The sequence below is a fragment of the Borrelia coriaceae genome, from assembly GCF_023035295.1.
Classification (GTDB): domain Bacteria; phylum Spirochaetota; class Spirochaetia; order Borreliales; family Borreliaceae; genus Borrelia; species Borrelia coriaceae.
Genome location: NZ_CP075078.1, coordinates 1 through 17680, shown reverse-complemented (window position 1 = coordinate 17680; position 17680 = coordinate 1). Strand labels below are relative to the sequence as shown.

Annotated in this window: 27 protein-coding genes; 22 read left to right on the top strand and 5 right to left on the bottom strand. The window is 27.7% G+C overall.

Going from position 1 to position 17680, the window contains the following annotated elements; translation table 11 throughout:
- The first annotated feature begins 25 nt into the window (after window positions 1-25).
- The 22 genes from bcCo53_RS04640 (at window position 26) to bcCo53_RS04535 (ending at window position 13153) form a co-directional block, all read left to right on the top strand.
- Window positions 26-601: a DUF228 domain-containing protein gene (locus bcCo53_RS04640; protein ID WP_246938367.1), complete on the top strand. Its 576-nt coding sequence runs from the start codon at window positions 26-28 to the stop codon at window positions 599-601.
- Between the two features lie 20 nt (window positions 602-621).
- Window positions 622-1599 carry a hypothetical protein gene (locus tag bcCo53_RS04635; protein WP_025409079.1) on the top strand — a complete coding sequence of 326 codons (978 nt, stop codon included), beginning with the start codon at window positions 622-624 and terminating at the stop codon, window positions 1597-1599.
- A gap of 24 nt (window positions 1600-1623) precedes the next feature.
- Window positions 1624-2019, top strand: a complete 396-nt coding sequence (locus bcCo53_RS04630) for a DUF3890 domain-containing protein (protein WP_051480106.1) — start codon at window positions 1624-1626, stop codon at window positions 2017-2019.
- The gene (locus tag bcCo53_RS04625) at window positions 2016-2405 is read left to right on the top strand and encodes a DUF1506 family protein (RefSeq protein ID WP_241766595.1); all 390 of its coding nucleotides are present in this window, start codon (window positions 2016-2018) and stop codon (window positions 2403-2405) included. The genes bcCo53_RS04630 and bcCo53_RS04625 overlap by 4 nt, the downstream gene beginning before the upstream one ends.
- Window positions 2396-2767: a hypothetical protein gene (locus bcCo53_RS04620; protein ID WP_025409055.1), complete on the top strand. Its 372-nt coding sequence runs from the start codon at window positions 2396-2398 to the stop codon at window positions 2765-2767. The genes bcCo53_RS04625 and bcCo53_RS04620 overlap by 10 nt, the downstream gene beginning before the upstream one ends.
- Entirely contained in the window at window positions 2767-3333 is a 567-nt protein-coding gene (locus tag bcCo53_RS04615; protein WP_246938379.1) for a DUF764 family protein, read from the top strand. The genes bcCo53_RS04620 and bcCo53_RS04615 overlap by 1 nt, the downstream gene beginning before the upstream one ends.
- Window positions 3314-4438 carry a DUF787 family protein gene (locus tag bcCo53_RS04610; protein ID WP_246938378.1) on the top strand — a complete coding sequence of 375 codons (1125 nt, stop codon included), beginning with the start codon at window positions 3314-3316 and terminating at the stop codon, window positions 4436-4438. Before bcCo53_RS04615 ends, bcCo53_RS04610 begins: the two co-directional genes overlap by 20 nt.
- A gap of 16 nt (window positions 4439-4454) precedes the next feature.
- A complete protein-coding gene (locus bcCo53_RS04605; RefSeq protein ID WP_246938365.1) occupies window positions 4455-4883 on the top strand; it encodes a DUF1463 family protein in 429 nt (142 codons plus the stop codon).
- 10 nt (window positions 4884-4893) lie between these two features.
- A complete protein-coding gene (locus bcCo53_RS04600) occupies window positions 4894-5343 on the top strand; it encodes a DUF1473 family protein (RefSeq protein WP_246938364.1) in 450 nt (149 codons plus the stop codon).
- A complete protein-coding gene (locus bcCo53_RS04595; RefSeq protein WP_025408755.1) occupies window positions 5340-5570 on the top strand; it encodes a DUF1322 family protein in 231 nt (76 codons plus the stop codon). The genes bcCo53_RS04600 and bcCo53_RS04595 overlap by 4 nt, the downstream gene beginning before the upstream one ends.
- 8 nt (window positions 5571-5578) lie before the next feature.
- Window positions 5579-6847: a DUF759 family protein gene (locus bcCo53_RS04590; protein ID WP_246938377.1), complete on the top strand. Its 1269-nt coding sequence runs from the start codon at window positions 5579-5581 to the stop codon at window positions 6845-6847.
- Between the two features lie 30 nt (window positions 6848-6877).
- Complete coding sequence (locus tag bcCo53_RS04585; protein ID WP_041178855.1) at window positions 6878-7456, top strand: DUF792 family protein; 579 nt, start codon at window positions 6878-6880, stop codon at window positions 7454-7456.
- A 4-nt stretch (window positions 7457-7460) separates the two neighbouring features.
- On the top strand, window positions 7461-8402 hold the full coding sequence (locus bcCo53_RS04580; RefSeq protein ID WP_246938376.1) for a DUF693 family protein: 942 nt from the start codon (window positions 7461-7463) through the stop codon (window positions 8400-8402).
- 51 nt (window positions 8403-8453) lie between these two features.
- A complete protein-coding gene (locus tag bcCo53_RS04575) occupies window positions 8454-9182 on the top strand; it encodes a DUF777 family protein (RefSeq protein ID WP_246938375.1) in 729 nt (242 codons plus the stop codon).
- 51 nt (window positions 9183-9233) lie between these two features.
- A complete protein-coding gene (locus bcCo53_RS04570; RefSeq protein ID WP_025409076.1) occupies window positions 9234-9566 on the top strand; it encodes a contractile injection system sheath initiator in 333 nt (110 codons plus the stop codon).
- The gene (locus tag bcCo53_RS04565) at window positions 9563-10444 is read left to right on the top strand and encodes a DUF276 domain-containing protein (RefSeq protein ID WP_246938374.1); all 882 of its coding nucleotides are present in this window, start codon (window positions 9563-9565) and stop codon (window positions 10442-10444) included. The genes bcCo53_RS04570 and bcCo53_RS04565 overlap by 4 nt, the downstream gene beginning before the upstream one ends.
- 10 nt (window positions 10445-10454) lie before the next feature.
- Entirely contained in the window at window positions 10455-11057 is a 603-nt protein-coding gene (locus tag bcCo53_RS04560) for a DUF735 family protein (protein ID WP_025408748.1), read from the top strand.
- A gap of 15 nt (window positions 11058-11072) precedes the next feature.
- Window positions 11073-11879 (top strand): DUF685 domain-containing protein, encoded by an 807-nt coding sequence (locus tag bcCo53_RS04555; protein ID WP_246938373.1) that lies wholly within the window; start codon window positions 11073-11075, stop codon window positions 11877-11879.
- Window positions 11880-11951: 72 nt separating this feature from the next.
- Entirely contained in the window at window positions 11952-12149 is a 198-nt protein-coding gene (locus bcCo53_RS04550) for a hypothetical protein (protein ID WP_025408684.1), read from the top strand.
- A 116-nt stretch (window positions 12150-12265) separates the two neighbouring features.
- Complete coding sequence (locus bcCo53_RS04545) at window positions 12266-12466, top strand: BlyB family putative holin accessory protein (RefSeq protein WP_246938372.1); 201 nt, start codon at window positions 12266-12268, stop codon at window positions 12464-12466.
- A complete protein-coding gene (locus tag bcCo53_RS04540; RefSeq protein WP_041178854.1) occupies window positions 12463-12798 on the top strand; it encodes a BlyB family putative holin accessory protein in 336 nt (111 codons plus the stop codon). The genes bcCo53_RS04545 and bcCo53_RS04540 overlap by 4 nt, the downstream gene beginning before the upstream one ends.
- A 1-nt stretch (window position 12799) precedes the next feature.
- Window positions 12800-13153: a BBA14 family lipoprotein gene (locus bcCo53_RS04535; RefSeq protein ID WP_025409036.1), complete on the top strand. Its 354-nt coding sequence runs from the start codon at window positions 12800-12802 to the stop codon at window positions 13151-13153.
- 50 nt (window positions 13154-13203) lie between these two features.
- Here the strand turns inward: bcCo53_RS04535 and bcCo53_RS04530 are convergent, their stop codons facing one another.
- From bcCo53_RS04530 to bcCo53_RS04510, 5 genes are all read right to left on the bottom strand, one after another.
- A complete protein-coding gene (locus tag bcCo53_RS04530) occupies window positions 13204-14301 on the bottom strand; it encodes a recombinase RecT (RefSeq protein ID WP_246938371.1) in 1098 nt (365 codons plus the stop codon).
- Window positions 14302-14654: 353 nt separating this feature from the next.
- Window positions 14655-15227 (bottom strand): chromosome replication/partitioning protein, encoded by a 573-nt coding sequence (locus tag bcCo53_RS04525; protein WP_025409008.1) that lies wholly within the window; start codon window positions 15225-15227, stop codon window positions 14655-14657.
- A 57-nt stretch (window positions 15228-15284) separates the two neighbouring features.
- Window positions 15285-16037: a ParA family protein gene (locus bcCo53_RS04520; RefSeq protein WP_025409007.1), complete on the bottom strand. Its 753-nt coding sequence runs from the start codon at window positions 16035-16037 to the stop codon at window positions 15285-15287.
- Entirely contained in the window at window positions 16013-16573 is a 561-nt protein-coding gene (locus tag bcCo53_RS04515) for a DUF226 domain-containing protein (RefSeq protein ID WP_025409006.1), read from the bottom strand. The genes bcCo53_RS04520 and bcCo53_RS04515 overlap by 25 nt, the downstream gene beginning before the upstream one ends.
- Before the next feature lie 9 nt (window positions 16574-16582).
- Window positions 16583-17680: a plasmid maintenance protein gene (locus tag bcCo53_RS04510; RefSeq protein ID WP_025409005.1), complete on the bottom strand. Its 1098-nt coding sequence runs from the start codon at window positions 17678-17680 to the stop codon at window positions 16583-16585.

The window sequence follows — 17680 nt, the reverse complement described above, 5'->3', positions numbered from 1 at the left end:
TAAAGCAAAAGGTTAGGAGGTTAAAGTGTCAACAAACATAACTCAGTTAGTAACTGACTATCAAGAAAAACTTAAAAAAATAAAAAAACAAATGAAAAACCCTACTAGTGATGCTGGAACTTTTAGTAATAAAGTTGATTTTAGGGATAAAAATAGACATTTACAAAATCAAGGTGGTACTGTAACTAGTAGGCATGACAAATTAGAGAATTACTTCTTTACAGGCTATCCATATAAAAGAGGAGTAAAGCTAGTTGTAGATACAGTACAAAACAATCAACCACATTATGAACCTCATGTTGAAGTTGGTGGTGAGGATGACATTTATGGCATATGTACAGACATAGATGAGTTTACTAATACTGCTACAGTAATTCCTATTACAAATAACTTCCAAGGGTATTTAATAGCAAAAGAAAGCAGTGGCATAAAAAGAAAAGACAAACTTAAATTTGGTACAAATGGTGAGCTTGAAAAAAATGATTCAAGTAATGGCAAAATTAATGCCATGGCCTTATCAGATGTAATCGAACTTGATACTGAAAAAAAGCTTTGCATAGTAAATGTAGCTATTTATGGTAATAAAGGTAAACCAAGTTAATAAGTTAAAGGAGGTTAAAGATGTCCGAATTATATGATCAAAATTATTATGCTAAAGAGATAGCAAATATATTTAATGAAGTAAAGTTACCAATATTTTATAATTGGTTTTCTAGTGAACAAATTGAAGATGTAGATTTAAAGACAGGGTACTTAAAAACAATAAAATGGGATGCCTTTCTTAATGCTAATCCAACAACATTAGTAAATGAAGTTAATACTATTGCTACTATTGGTTTTCGTTCAGAAGCAGTTAGACTTAACTATCTTAAATTACAATATAAGTTTAGACATTTAAAGCAAACTTCTGAAGGATTTTATAAAAATAATGATTATGCAGGTGATGTAAATAATAATTTACTTCCATTTAGGGAAGCATATAAACTTGCAAGTAATGAAATTATTAAGCTTATAAATCACTTTATATTGACTGGTTCTGTTTCAATACAAAAAGATGGTAAGAATCAAAAACGTATGCTTCCTAATATGTATGGACTGCTTAATATGCCAGATCAAGTAAAAGAAGAAGTGCAGTCATCTAATAAAGATAAAATGGATAAAATATTTGAAAAAATAAAAGATGGGCTTGGAAAACTAGAACTTGGTGATGAGTTTTCTACTCCTATGATGGTACTAGTTGATCCAAAAACAAGTTTAAAACTAGTTGAACCCTATGCAATAACAAATACATCAACATCATCTAATATTTATTCTTCAACTGATTCATGGGAAGATTTCCTTATCAAGACTATTAAAGCTGTTAATAATAGACAAGAAGTCTATATCCAAACATCTAATTTACTCTCAAATCAGATATTAATTTATCCATTAAATTCAGAATTAATTAAATTCAAACCAAGTAAGTATATGTTACCAATGCCAAATGAACAAGTTGATAAAGATTCAACTGATATTGCACATTCATACATTGATTTTGTTTTAGGGGGTCTTATTGCAACAGCAAAGAGCATATTAAGAGTTGATATTAAGCAAAGTTAATTATTAGTAGAAGAGGGGTTAGATATGTCATCAGAATTGCAAACACTTCATAGTAAGATACTAAATTTACTTAATTTAAATGAAGAAGTATTGTCATTTACTCAGTTTGAAACTTATACAGAATTACTTGAGATGATAATAACTACCAAAGGAATTAATGCTGACATGCTTACCTCCTCACATCTGATATTACTACTTTATTACTATATAGGTTGTAAACTAAATCAAGCCGGTGTGATACGTGAATTTGATTTTAACCGTATCAAAAATGAGAAGATTAATGAGCTTGAAATTTCATATTATCCTATTGGTAATGAATCTAATGCAAACACAAGCTTTTGTAGTCAGTTTGAATCTTTACTTAGTAGTCTTAAAATCCAAACAACTAATCCACCTTGTTGTATAGGAATCCTCAAATGATGACACATAATAATAGTATTAGAACTAGACTAGCAAGCTTAGCATCAAGAGTAATCTCTTACTTTAAGAATGAAGAGACACTTAAGCTATATAAAGGCACTTATGCTTATTTAGAAGACTTATCAGATTATCAGTTGACATATGATAAGGATAAATTTCAAGAGTTTACGGGTGTATTTTTTAGTATAGAATCAGATGAACTTACAAATTTATATGATTCCAATCTTTATGATATAAAGTCGCTTCATAAACTTTATACTACATCCAATTTAGATTTTGAACTTAAAGATAGAATATCAGATTCTAATATGTTTTATGAAATAGTCAGTATTGACTCTAGTATTGGCTATCTTACTATCCTTTTGAAGGCAATAGAATGGAAATAGAGATTGAGATTGGTTGGTTTGATAAAAGAAATGCAAAAATTGCTCGTATGCATGAATTTGGTAGTAGCAAATTGCCTTCAAGATCACACTTATATGCTGTTGCTAATGAAATGGGATTTAAGAATTACATAGACACAAGTTATATAAGAAATTGCTTCATGGAAAACCCTAAAAAAGGTATGCAAGCTATAGCAGAGGCCTTTATAGCTTATTACACTAACTATGTTTTATCAAACAAAGTAAAGCCCCAAATACAAGCTAAAACCATTGCATATAAGAAAAGAAAAGGATCATCTTATCCAACATCAACATTAATTGATACTGCAAATATGCTTAATTCTATTAGTTATAGGATAAACTAGTGATACTCAATATTAAGGTTATACATACTTGCCTACTAGATTATCTAAAAAGTTTTAAAGAAGTCATTAAGAACTTAGGAATAAACTTAGACATAATTCATACATATAATCATCCATACATGTCTAAACACACTACCAAGCTTGAGAATATATGTGCAGTTAAATTTGAAAATATAGATAACTTATTAATACCAAATTCAAGATGCGGTGAATTTTACTCTAATGTAAATGAGTTTAGTTTGCATTTTCAAATATTTATTTTAAGTCAAGTTATAAATTCTCAAGATAGGGATTCATATTACACCATGCTTCAAATTTATAGTTTGTTAACTGATTTTATTTATGAGAATACTTGTAAGTTAACACTAGAACAAGAAGAAGATGATAAATATTCAGTTCAAGTTAACTTATATATCTATCCTACAACAAATATGCAAAACAGTGGACTTATTAAAATTAATTCCAATTATAGCAATGTTGCTTATTGTTGTAGTCAAAACTTTAAAGCTAATGCACAGATTATACAAAAATTAAAGGAGGCTAATATTGCCACAAGACACAATTAACGTCAATTTAACTCATCAGGCCTTAGATATAAAACATATAAATTATTACCAGCCCTTACTAGTATATAAATGTTCAAAGATTAAAGTTAATGCTTCAACACCTAAGGTTAAGATATTAAACTTAAATATAAATAGCTTTACAAAGCAAATTGATGCACTTGAAAAAGAAGGTAGTAACGATCAGGATGCATTTGACAAAGAAAAAGCTTACCTAAAAAAAGCAATACAAGCATTCTTCTCAGCAGGCGAGCAAGGCCTAAGATCAGTTAAACTCCTTATATATAAAGAGGGTACAGAATCAAAGGAAATTAAAAACCAGTTACAAGAAAACAGATATACTTTTGTTGTTCTTATAAATACTTATAAAGATAATACTGACGGTGATGATGGCCTTACTGTATATAAAGATGACTATACACATTTTAAAGAAGATAAGCACTTTTTTGTATTCGCAACTAAAGAATCTGAAATAAAAGAGTTATTTAAAGATAATACTAACTCTAAAACCAAAATTATTGTTATTCATTCTAAAAAAGAAGAACATTTACATTTAAGATTTATATCTAAATACTTACATGAAGCTAGTATATTTCATTCAACTAATCCTTATGGACTTAAGTTTAGTGGTATGAATCCCATTACTGATAGTGGTGAGATTACTAAGCTTAGAAAAGCTAATATTAATTTTTACTCATTGCTTAATGAAACGGGTCTTGATGGTGTTATGGCATTTAAAGAAGGTGTAACTCTTGAAGGAACTGCAATTGATGAATTATTTACTTATCACTATATCAAATATGAACTCACCTTTGAACTTATTAGGGTATGGAATGTTAATAATAGACAAAACAGTAAATTATCAGCTTTACAACTTGATGGTAAAAAAGACAATGCATATACTACTGCTATTGAATGTAAACTTAAGAGTTTCATTGATAAAGGTATTCTTGTCTCATATTCAGATCTTAACGTTAAGATTGAACCAAGTCCAAGCTTAAAACTTTTACTATCACTAAATATTGTTTACAACTTTAGTATGAATAGCGTGCTTCTTAATATTACTTCACAAGACATTAGTGATTATTTAAATACTTTATCCAGTTAAGAGGAGGGTTTAAGCTTTGAATAATTTATATAAATTAACAGATGTTTATTTTTCAATAGGTGGTAGGCAAATTAACAGTGGAAAATTAGAATTTACAAGTGAACCTACAACAAGAGCAATAATTAGCAATGAAGACAGAGGCCTGCCCGTTATTAGTCTTAGGGATCCTAAAACCATTACTTATATATTCAACATTGAAGTTACGCTTGGTAGCCAAGATTACATTTTACTTACACAACTAGCAGATGATCAGTTTTATAACATGAATATAAGTAAAAATGACAAGATGTTAGATCTTGTATTTAATGATCGTATTTCAACAAAAATTATTAGTAATACTGCTGTATTTACAGAAGAACCCTCTAGAAGCTACTCATCTGAAGCTGAAAAGGTTACTTTTGAGATCAGAGCAATTAATTGTGAAAAAATAACCAAAATAAATTAAAGGACAGATAATGATTACAAGATATAAAATGCAAATTTTAAGTAAAGATAAAACTTATGAGTACCAACTAAAAGTATTACCAATGTATGAATGGGATTCTATATTAGGATTTTCACAAAATGAAGGCACCCAAAAACTGAACGAAATTAAATATTTAAAGGAAATTACCAATTTAATGATAAAACCAGGATTTCTAGATGAATTTTATCTTATTTTGGATAATAATAGAGAATTTGCTACTTATTATAAAGATTACCTTGTAGCAATTATATACTGTGTAGAGTTTAATATATTTCATTTAGATCCCGAATTTAAAAAGCCATCTTTTATTTTCCTTAAAGAATATGAAAATAATGTTGGAGATTTTGTTCAATTTGATTATATAAATGACACAGAATTTAATTATGAACACGTTGTAAATAAAATAAAGGATAACAATCAAGATAGGATAACCTTATGATTACTAAAGATGCTCTTCAGTTTATAAAAAGTCTACAGACTACTAGAGAACGCTATTTTGCTTTACTTGAAGAAGTTAAAAAAAATAAATACTGGCTACCAATATTTACAAATGTATGCTCTTACAATGAAGTTAAAAGCATGTTTTATGATGAACTCATGGAAGTTAATAAAATATCTGAAGCTAAGTTAGAAAAACAAATATTAGAACTTATTCTTTCTAAGTGAGGATACGTGTGAATGATAAATTTACAATCAAATTTAAAGGAGTCTTAGATCACGCAACAACGCGCAAATCATTAGAAAGGGATATTTCCAAGTTAGAAAATCTAATCAAACCTAAACGAACATCACTTGGAAGTACAAAAGACTTTATTAAATATAACTTACAAGAAAAAAAACGCGAACTGAAAAACCAAACCAAATATGAAAAATTAAGAGACAAAGTAGAAAAGTTTAGACTTAGTGAAACTAAAAAACTCATAAAGCAAGGCTATACATTCCAAAAAGCACAACGTGAAGCATTTAAACGTTCTACTATGTCATCAGAAGATTTAAGAACATTAGAATATAAAAAATTAAAAGAAGAGAGTAAACGAAAAGGTAAGTTAACACAACAAAATAAAGTAGGAATTGGTATCCCAAGTATTGCAATAGGAACTGCCATTGGAAATATAGTATCTCATGCTATAAAAAAGGTTTCTTCTAATACTCTTGGATTTGCAAAAGAAGCTATAAAAGAACAAGCTATTGCAAAAAGATTTAATCTTATAAATTCTAGGATATTTGAAAAAAACGAAAAAGCAAGCTTAATGAGTAATCTACATGGCATGAAAACATTTGAGCAAACCAAAAGCATAGAAGAATTCTTAAGCAAAGCTGGTGTCATTAAGGGTACCCTTGCTAACTTGGGACTTGATAATGAAAATAATGTATTAAAATCTGTGGAACTTGCTGCTAAACTTAAGGCAAGTGGTATTGCTTCAAGTGATGACGATGCTATATCTTCTGTGATTGAACTTCTAAGTGGTAAAGGTAATGCAATTTTTACAATGATGAGTCAGTTTAAAAAAGTTAGAAAAGATTATCTTGAACAATCACAAATGCAATATGAACAAGGAGCTACTCTAGACTTAAGCTCTAGAACCAAAATGATAGAAAAGGTACTAAAAGACTTTAACTCTTTAAATATCACGCAACATGCAAGTGCTGCTGATAAAGCAGTAAGCAATATTTACAAATTAGATGATGAGCTTAAAGAACTAACTGCTAAGGTTATGGATCCTTTAGTAAAAGTCACTGCGGATCTACTCGCATGGCTTAAAGACTTTAAGTTTAAAACACATATCGTTGATCCCTTAATAAACGGAATCAAAAATATTTTTTCTTTAGATATCTTAATTGCAAGACTTAAATCAATACTTCCTAAATTCTTAGGAGGGGACGGTGGTGAGAGTCTAGCTAAACTTCAAGAAGAATCAGATAAATCTGTGTCTACACCATAATTTAACTTTTAAATGAGGAGGGTTACTTAAATATTGAACAATAATACATTATCACCACATGAAATATTTCAAATAATTAGAGATGTTTCAACCCAAATCTTTGCTTTATTTAGTACTGATAACTTTATAGTTCTTTTTCCAAGACCCGATCTTAAAGGAATGGGATACCTTCCACAACTATTTTTTATTAAACCAAAGTCTGAACTTATTACTAGAACTTATAACACAAGTTGTTCTAAACGTCCTGTTATCAATTATTATTCTAGAAAAGCTGAATATGTAAGCTATAATCCAACTCTAACAGCCGAGACTATATCACTCTCAGGTGGCATCTTAACAAATTTATATAAAGAAATGTTAACACCGCTCAAATCAAGTTATTTTGGTAATTGTCTACTCGAATTTGATAGTAATTTGGTAAAAGAACAACTAGCATCTAGACTACAAGCTCAAGTACCATTTACTGCTTACAGTCCATCATTTGGTATTAAAGATTTGGTTGTTATAAATTCAATCACATTTAAAGATACTCCTTTTATTGATGAAGTTGAAGTTAGTCTCAATATGGAGGTTATTAAAACATTTTCATTAAGAAAATATAAAGGATAGCTTAATGATATTACTCAAGTATGACTTTAAAATTGAATTTTACTCTACTATTAACTCATCCAATTCTGATATTACTGGTGAGGCTATAACTGAAGATGTTCCTAAAATTGTTATAGATACACAAGATGGTATACACATAGATATTTCCATATCTAACATTTATTCAAGCTATAATTTTGTAAGAGCAAAACAAGCAAAGCTAGTACTTTGGAACTTGCCATTAGATTTTACTTCTGATGTAAAAGAAGGAGATGTTGTAAAAATATTTTATAAAAAATATGCTCATGAAAAAGAATTTGAATTTATCATGGCAGGGTATCTTGGCGTTCCAATGAGTACTGATTATCCTAGTGGTGATTTTAGTGTAGAACTTGAGATTCACTTAGCCTCAAAAAGTAATTTTTTCAATCGTGAACTTAAAACTAAACAATTTAAAGGTATGAGTGTAGAGGCTGCTATTAAATCAGCTTTTCCAAATAGAAATATTATCAATATGAGCACTGATGACAAGCTTAGAGTCATTGAAGAAAACTTTTATGCAACAAATCCAAAAGAATTTATAGAAAAACTATCTAAAAAATATGTCAAAAGCGCATTAGCAGACGTTGGTAATGGAATAGACAAAGTTGAATGTAATTTTATATTTACAAACTATATGAAAACTGGTCATTCTACTCATTATGAAAAACTTGAATATTACGGACTGCAGTTTATACCTCAACAAGAAATAACATTAGGTTCTAACCGTAATATAAGGCTCATATATTGGAAAGCCAAAGTAACTTATACACATAAGTTAAGAGTTGGTGATAAAGTATCATTTATCGATTCTCTTGGAAATACAATCAAAAACACCATTAGTGAAACAAATGCTACACTTAGTAATTCTAATGAATGCTCACTCATGCTTAAACTTTATGATGACTCAAATGGTGTTCAAATTTAAATCATAATTAAAAAGGAGATACATATGCACCCTAACTACGAATTTTATAGAATGAATCAAAATTTATATGGATCTGCCCTAACACAAGAAGAAATAAAAAAATGGATATTTAGTAATATCTTCATTACTAAAATAGGTAAAGTTAAAAACTTTGATCCAAATTCACAAAAAGGTGTTGTAATAATTGAAGAATTTGATAACATCGAAATTGAAACACAAAACATATCAAATATTAACATAAACCCAAATGAAGGTGAAATGGTATTATTACTTCAATCTAATATCAACCTTTTCAATCACGATGATAATATTAACTTTGACAAAAATCATTTCTATATATTAAGTATTATAAATCCCAAATATCTAGAAATGGCTTGTGATGATATCAAATTAAAAACCATTAATAAAATTGATATTAAATCTGATAATCAAATCAATGCAGCTTCTGATCACGATATCAATCTAAATGCAAATCAAAATATCAACATTAATTGTACTGACTTTAGTATTAAGGCTGAAGATGATGTTGTAATTAAAGCTAATGATGACATTGATATCAGTTCAAATTACAATCTTGATTTAATAGGTAAAAATAAAGTTTGCATTAAATCTAATAATAAAATTGACATAAGCAACAATTCTGAAACTTTAAAAAGTATTTTAATTGATATAACATACGCTATTACTAATTTAAGAGTTACTGGTCAAGCTATTATAGATGAATCTAGCAGAGCTGGTCTTTATAGTCTTAGAAACAGAATTTATGATTTACTTAGTTAGATTTTTGCTAAAATAGTTATATATTTATTTTCGTGGTTAAAGGTATAAAGATTGGATATCAAAATTAATAACAACTTCGATTTAATATTTAACAATGACTTAAATATCATCGATGGTGTTGAAGAACAAAAACAACGCTTATTTATATTTCTTAAAACACTAAAGGGAAGTATATCTTACGCACCACAGTGGGGACTTGACTATTTATATCTTTTAAAAGTATGTAAATTAGGAAAGCTAAATCAAATTAAAACATACTTTTACAATATAGTTAATGAATTACAAATTAATCTTGTAGGAATCAAAGTTGAAATTAAACTTAAAAAATTAAATATTACATTTTACTTCCCAGGTGACTCACTTGAAACGGTTATTAATACATGAGTATCATATTTGATCCCAATTTTGGAATTTTAAAACAAAATATTTCACAAATCGTAGAGACTAAAAAAGAATATTTAATGCAAATGTATAATGTTGTAATAAGTGATGACCCATCTTCAATTTATAATATTATAGCAACCTCACTTTCAATTGTAGAAGAACAGATCATTAATGAACTTAATTTATTTTTTGATAAAATGCAACCCGGTGGAGAATTTTTCCAAATTATTCAAAAATATATAACTTCAAATAGTATTACCCAACCTGGTGTAATAAAAGCATTACTTAATCTAGACAAAGTTGAATATGCTAATCTTGCAAGTGAAGCTGGTAAGGTTAAGATATATCTACTCTTAAATGAATCTGTATTAAATACATCCAAAGCTCAAATTCAAGATTCTAAATTTAAAGCCAATCTTTGGAAAATGCTTTATGAAACTGTTCCTAGTGGTACTAACCTTGAAGGAGATATTGAAATTGATGGCATGAATGAAATAAATCAAAAAAAAGTATACAAAGTCACACTTGGTAAGAAAAAGTATCTTTATCTTAAAGTTAAATACAGTCTAGATATTAAAAACCATACTTATCTTAACATTGATAAACAAATACGAAATATCTATGATCGCATCATCAAAAACAATTATTCTGATATGGGTATTAGCTTTGAATATCAAGATTTCCTTGCTCCCGTTAATGAAATTAAAGGTATTAAAAGCATGAAAATATTTGCAGTAACTAAAGATGATACAAGTACAAACATATCAGATTTAAGTAGTGAATTTACTAGTAATGAAAATAAAGATATTACTGTACAACCTTCAGAGTTGCTTGTATTTGATACTACTCATAGATTAATTATTGATATTGAAAGTTAGGAGCTAAATTTTGAATCAAATTGGGTTTACTCGAAATAGTCAACTTGATAAGTTTATACAAAATGAACTTAACTTTGCTAATGTAATGCTATCTGAACTTGTAAGTCTAAATTCTAACTTTACTGGACTACCAATTAGTAAACACTGCACATCTAGATTCGTTGCTACTTGGCTATCTAAGATATTTAATATATTTTATGTTGAAACACAACCTGTTCAAGATCTTACAAAAAATATTGATAGTATTATTTATGCCTTAAAACACATTGGTACTGACGCATCTTTTACTAAGTTATTTAAAACTTTTCTTAATGTTGATATTGAAATTACAGTACCAAGTGATGGTGTTATTAATATAAAATTACTAGGTGCTGTTAAAACAAACTTTACTGCTAAAATCTCACCTAGTTCTACTACTAATAGAAATAGAAAAATCAAATTATGCTATAAAAAAGAAAATGAAAATATCCAATGTAAAATCTTAATTTTTCACTTCCTTCCTAAAGGATATGCTGAGTCTATTTACACGTTCCTAAAAAACTTAATACCAATTGGAAGGGCCTTAAAATTATATGACATGGAAAATAAGGAAATTGCTAAATTTAATATTTAAAAGGAGTTTGTATAAATGAGTGACCAAGACGATTGTATTCAAATTAAAGATTTAAATAGACTTGAAGCAGTTAAAAATACTGATTTATTACTACTCGATGATGGTATTTCAAGTTGTAATGCTATTACTTTTGAAAATTTCCTTAAAACTACTAAAGATAAAACTTTTAAAGGTGAAGGACTTACTTATTTTAAAGAAATTATTAAAAGTACTATTGCTACAGAATTACAACAAGATGACAATTTCATAAATCAAGTTTACAGTAAAATACTTAGCAAATTTTTAAATGATGAATCTAGTAGTATTTCAAATACATATAGTAAAGTTAAAGATAAACTTGGAAGTGGACTATCAACATACAATTTAAGCAAAGATGATTACTTTGTTACTTCAAGTTACAGTTCATTACAAAGAGCAAAAATACCTGAATACTTAACAGGAATTCCTTCAGGATTTACTACTACAAAAAGTAGGACTTCAAGTACACCTATTTATGCTTCTTCTCTTAAAAGTCAAGCTTATATATTAGACATGACAAGTTCAAGTAGAGACCAAGAAGTAAAACTTATTTTTAACAAATATGATGATAATGATCCCATTTACTTAGACATTTATGTTGATTTAACAATTTCTTCTTCTGGTTATACTTACACAAAAAAAGTATCACTTAAATATTCTGATGAATCACAAACATCAACAGCATATTATTACAAAGCTCAAAATGCTTTGATAGATATTGTATGTCCAGTCCTTAGAGGTTGGTATATACAAAAGCGTGCTTATGTAAATGGGAATAGTGTGCCTTCTTTAGTAAAGTTATAAATTAAATAGCAAAAATTATTTTTTGATATATAGTTGTAGCTACATAATTTTTAAAGTGAGGTTAAAGCATAAATGAATGATACAAATATAAATAATTTAACACAGCTTTTACTTGGTATTGATGGCAATAAGTTACTTGTTATCTCAGGTTTAATCTTAGGACTTGCATTTCTATTAAAACCAGTACTTAAAGATATTTTAAATATCTTACTAGATAAGTTTAAAACACAATGCAAACAAAAAGACAAAGATGAAAAGGAGGGGTTATGATACTTGAAAAGCAACATCTAGATACTGCCTTAGAGTCAATATCTAATTTAATTGACACACTTTCAAACTTCAAAGATGGCAGTTTCAATTAGAATGCTCATAAAGCATTTTCACTATTGTGTGAATTTTATTTAGAATACGAGCAAATCTACACTAAAAATATGGAAATACTAGACAATGCATTAACTCCACAAATCAAGTTGGATCTTGAACCTATCCAAACTAAAATAAAAGAATTTATAGAAAAAGTTAATAGCAACCCAAACAATATGGAATTGCCTTCACAAATTACATATCATGAAAAGGAGACAAAATGAAATTAAGTACTGCTAAAACTAGCGTTGAAATTCTAAACAAATTTACAGATATCATCAAAAACAATAACCAAAATAAAAACACTGCTACATACATTAATATTTTTACTAAAGTAGTCAATTACTTTTACTGTCTATATGAAGCTAGTGTATATCAAATGGAACAAAAGGAAGCTATCAAACTATTATCTGAAATTGAAGAAATACTAAGAATTAATATTGAAATAATAGAAACTGCTGATGAGTATGATGAACTTTCAAAATACATATCTCAACTCAGAGCTAAACGCAACAAAATAATGAGTACTTACATCAAAATGTTAAAGGAGGCCTAATTTGAAAAAGCTTATAAATTTAACTTTTTTAACACTTATCTTCTCATGTACAACGATAGCATCTCTAACAGAAGAACCAACGCCACCTAAGGAACAAACTCTTACAGAGTTAAATATGTATGAAGCAAAGTTATCTGATTATGTTATGTATTTACAAGTATTTTTAACTAGAACAAAGAAAAAGGTTAATGACCCAAAGTATCCTAAGTTTACTTACTTTGATGCTTCTACACTTAAATCAAATCATACCGTTGATGATTTAATGTTTAATATAAATTTATTTCAAAAATATATTCAAGTCACTAAACCTATTGTACAAATAGTGTACAACAAGTATTCGAAATTAAAAAACTAAATAAAGATAAGCCTTGAGGGCTTATCTTTTAACAGAATAGGGGTATATCTTTATTCACAAAGATACCTAAAATTCTCATCACTTGCTATAGATCCAAATAGCTTTAATGGACTTTGACCATATTTAGGTTCTCTATACACTAAAAATTTAGAAAACCCTTCTACAACTTCTGGATCAGACTGGGTCCTTGTTAAATAATTATTTAGTAAGCTTGTCCAATATTCTATAGTTTTAAGCTCTGGTTTAGTTTCAAAATAATTAAGTATATTAGAATCATCATCTTCTTGTAATTGATGTAAAAACTTATCTATCATTTCTAGACTATCAAAAGGAGTATCTTCTAATTGTGAATGCATCTTCTTAGACGCTTGAAGTAAATTCTTGTAATAATAATATTTAGAAGGTACACGCTTAACTGTTTCATTGCTAAAAAGCATAGAATCATGACTAACGGATTTCATTTCTATCGTTGATTTATAATCGGTCGTTTCAGTATTTTCTATTTTTTGTATATTTTGTTCTTCACAAATTATATCCACATCTCCTAATTCTTCTCTTATATATGGCATACTTTCAAGACCTGCTCCTGGCAAGGTCCTACACAAACAACTGACTGCACATTTCCTTAACATGAATATTTGTTTATCTCGCCATATAGGTGTATTCTTATAATATTCACTAAGTAAGATAGAAAAACTGTAACGACTACCATCATCTGATTTGAAATAAGCTGTACACTGTAAATCTTCTCTCTCTACTATATTACCTTTAAAGTCAAATTTACGTGTTTTAACCGGTTCTTCTTTAAACTCAAGAGTATATCTATTATACCCAGCCTCGTATGCTCGTATAAGCAATGTTTGATATGCTACAACAACTGTATAACGTCCATTAAAAGGAATTATATATGCTTCCTTTTTAAAAGGATTTAGATTATTTATCTGAAGCAGTGTTAAGATTTCCCTCTCTGAAGCCAAGTCCATTCCTTTAAGTCCATACATACTCTTATATGCTTCCCATACTTCATAAATATTATTTGAATTCATTTTATCTGCTATTGTATTAATTGTAGTGGATATTTCACTTCTTGTTATACTATTTGTACTTTGCACATTAATTTTCTTTTTTGTAATTTTATTCTTATACATTTAATACTCCTTGGTTTTTTGAATTATAAATAAATATTATAGCAAAAAATCATTTTTGTCAATAATTAACAAATGATCTAAAAAGTACTGAATCAATAAACCTAAAAATAAAAATTCAGAGCTTAACTAAGAATTCTCAAAGGAATGCTTAATTAAGCTCTAAAAGCCACATATATCATTCAAAAAACCAAGGTAGCTTTACCTACCAAGATGGCTTTACCTGCCGATAATCAGAATACAACAGATCCAAAATAAAATCAACTCTATTACAAATAATTCATATTTGTACATGTTTCAAAAAAATAAAAAAATATGAAGAACTATTATTTTATTAACTCGATATTTTTTTAAAATCATTCTCCTTTTAATTCTTTATACTTTTTCAAAAGTTTATCAAGCAAATCTTTTTGATTTTCAAAAAGCTCATCCATTAAAAAACTCGTAAATTTAGCATGACTTTTATAGAAGTCATAACTTTCTTGTTTTTTAAGCTGAAACCTTAATGGTTTTATTGGATTTTGTTTCGATTGCTTTATTGTTCCATTCGTTTTAGACTTAATATATCTTATAGAGGCTCTTATTCCATTGAGAGTAATATAATCTTCTTCAAGTAAGCCCATTTCAACTGCAGTAGCTAATTTTATATACTCGTAAGATTGAGTTTTTGCAAGCTTAAATTCCGACAAAAAATCTTTAAAAGAATTAAAACCTCCTTCTACATAAAGCTTATTATCATTTATCTTTTTTAAGATTTTCATAGTATCAATGATATTATATATTTCTGATCTAATATTATTTTTTAATTGTTTAACTAAATGATCAAATTCTTCTTTTCTTTGATTTTCATTACTTTTATCAAGAATATAATTTACATTGTTTTCTGAGATTCTTTTATTGATTCTTAAATCAAGATTTTTTCTATTCATAATTTTTTCTCCTTTAAACAAAGTTCAGCATGCCGAACCTTTTATATTTGCTAATTCTTACAATCTTAACAAAACAGAATCTAATATTTTGCTATATTCAATAATATAATCTTTTGTAAAATCAAATTTTTCATTACAACCTATTCTCTTATTTAAATCTTCTCTTTCGCTTATAGTACCTAAAAAATTATTTTTAGTACTTACTATTTCCATTAACTGTTTATGTGTAACATTTTTCTTAAACCTTGTTATAACAATGAAAATAGGTATGCCTGCTATTTCTTTTACAAACCCCCTCAATGTTTCAAACCCTTCTACAGCCCATTTTTCTGCCGTCATTGGAGATATTACACAATGACTACTAATTAAAGCAATCTTTAATGTAAAATTCCTTTTAGGATTAGTATCAATTATGACATAATCATAATTACTAATTACAGAATTTAATTTTGACTTTAATGAAAATTCAATAGGTAAGTGGCGATTACTATAGTAATAGTCTCCATTTAATTCATCCACAGTGATATAACTAGGTATTAAATCTATGTTATTATCAATACTAATAATACTTTTATTAATATCCAAGCCATCTTTTATAATTCCACCTATGTTTATTTTGGAAACGTCAACGTTTTGTGCTTCTAATTCATCAAAATAATAACTTGTAGTGGCAGCTTGATCATCTGTATCAATTAATAGAACCTTGAATTGATGTGATAATAAATTTGCAAGTACTATTGAAGTAGTACTTTTCCCAACACCTCCCTTAAGGCTTGCAATCGTAATTATTTTCGATTTTTTTCTATCCATTTGTTTATAAGGCCTCCAATCGGCAACTTTTTGCCATAAAATTCATGTACTTGTTTTTCTAAATTTGACATTATTTGAACTAGCGAATTGTAATATTTTTTATGAGATTTTTCTTTTCTAAGCAAATAAGCAATTCCTTTAACATAACAAAAAACACTGCCTTTTTTAAATCTAAATTCTATATAATAAACTTTTGAAAATGAGATTGTTTTAATAACTCCATTTTCTTCATATCTCCTTACTACATTCTTTATCGGCTTTCTATATCCATAGAATATTCCTAGAAATTTATCACCACCCTTTAATGCAAACAAACTAAACCAATCTATCTTTGATTTATCAAGCAATTCTCTAAATGCAATAAAAAATTTGTGCTCTTGTTTTCTATCGACTCCGAATGAATAGAAATCCATCATAATTTTTGTGTGATATAACATTCTATTATCTATTGCTTCGATCTTAACAAAGATCGGCTTTCTTTCTTTAGATTTAATTTCTAATTGCTTTTCTTTAAGGCGTTCTAATATACTTTCCATAACCAATCCTTAACTAGTAATTTTTTCAAATTTTCCTAATTGTAAATTAGCTTTATTATTCCCTATTATTTCCATAAGCTCATAATAGTAATAGTTACTAAATACCTTGGCATACCCTAATTTATTCTGTTTATTTAAATAATCTTTCAATATTGGTACTAAGATCTCATGGCTTACTTTGTACCTTAACTGATCAAATAGTATGCTAAATATGTTATTCCTAATATCTTCTTTGTCTTCTTTGATCGTTGATTTAACATATTCAACTGATTTTTTAAGATTTTCTATTATCTGATTTAAATCATTGTATTTATTATTTTGTATGATAAAGTGTGGTTTGTGTTGATATTGCTCGTATATCACGTTTATTTTTTTTGTTAATTGCTCTTCAGAGTATCCTGCGTTTACTAGTTGAGTCTTGACGTCTTTTAATATTTTTTGTAAATTTGTTTTAGTGCTGTTTTTAGTGTTGTGTGCCTTTTTTTTAGATTGATTTTCGTCTCTTTTTACTGCTTTGAATATTTCAATTGCAATTTTTTTATTAAGATTTAAATTTAAAATAGAAGAAAGTAAGTTGTTTTTGACTTTACTTTTTTTTGCATATTTTTTTATTTGTAATTTTTCTATTGATCTTGTTTTGGTTCTATTTTCTTCTTTTTTATTATAGATATTATTAAAACACTCCTCTTTTTCTACAGTCTCCTTTTTATCGCATGTTTTTTTAACATTAGCATTAACTCGTTTTTGAAATCTTTCTTTTTGTTTATCTTTGAAATGTTTGTTGATTATGTGATGACAGTTTTTTTTAGAGTATCTGAGTTTATAGTGCACTTCAGTTCCCATGTTAACACCCAAATGTCTGTGATAATTGATTGTCACTTGAAATTCTTTTTCTAGTTTATAAAGATATTTTTGAAGTGTTTTAAGAGTAGTTTCTTTGTGTCCATTTCGTTTTAAGTTTCCATTAAAGTAATAAAGTAGATTGCTTTGTGTGTATTTTTTATGTTTATTATTGATATATTCAATTGTTGATATTAGTGTTATTAATTTATGTTGGTATTTATTGTGGCATCGTGTATTAAGCTCTTTAGGTTGTTTATTTTCCAT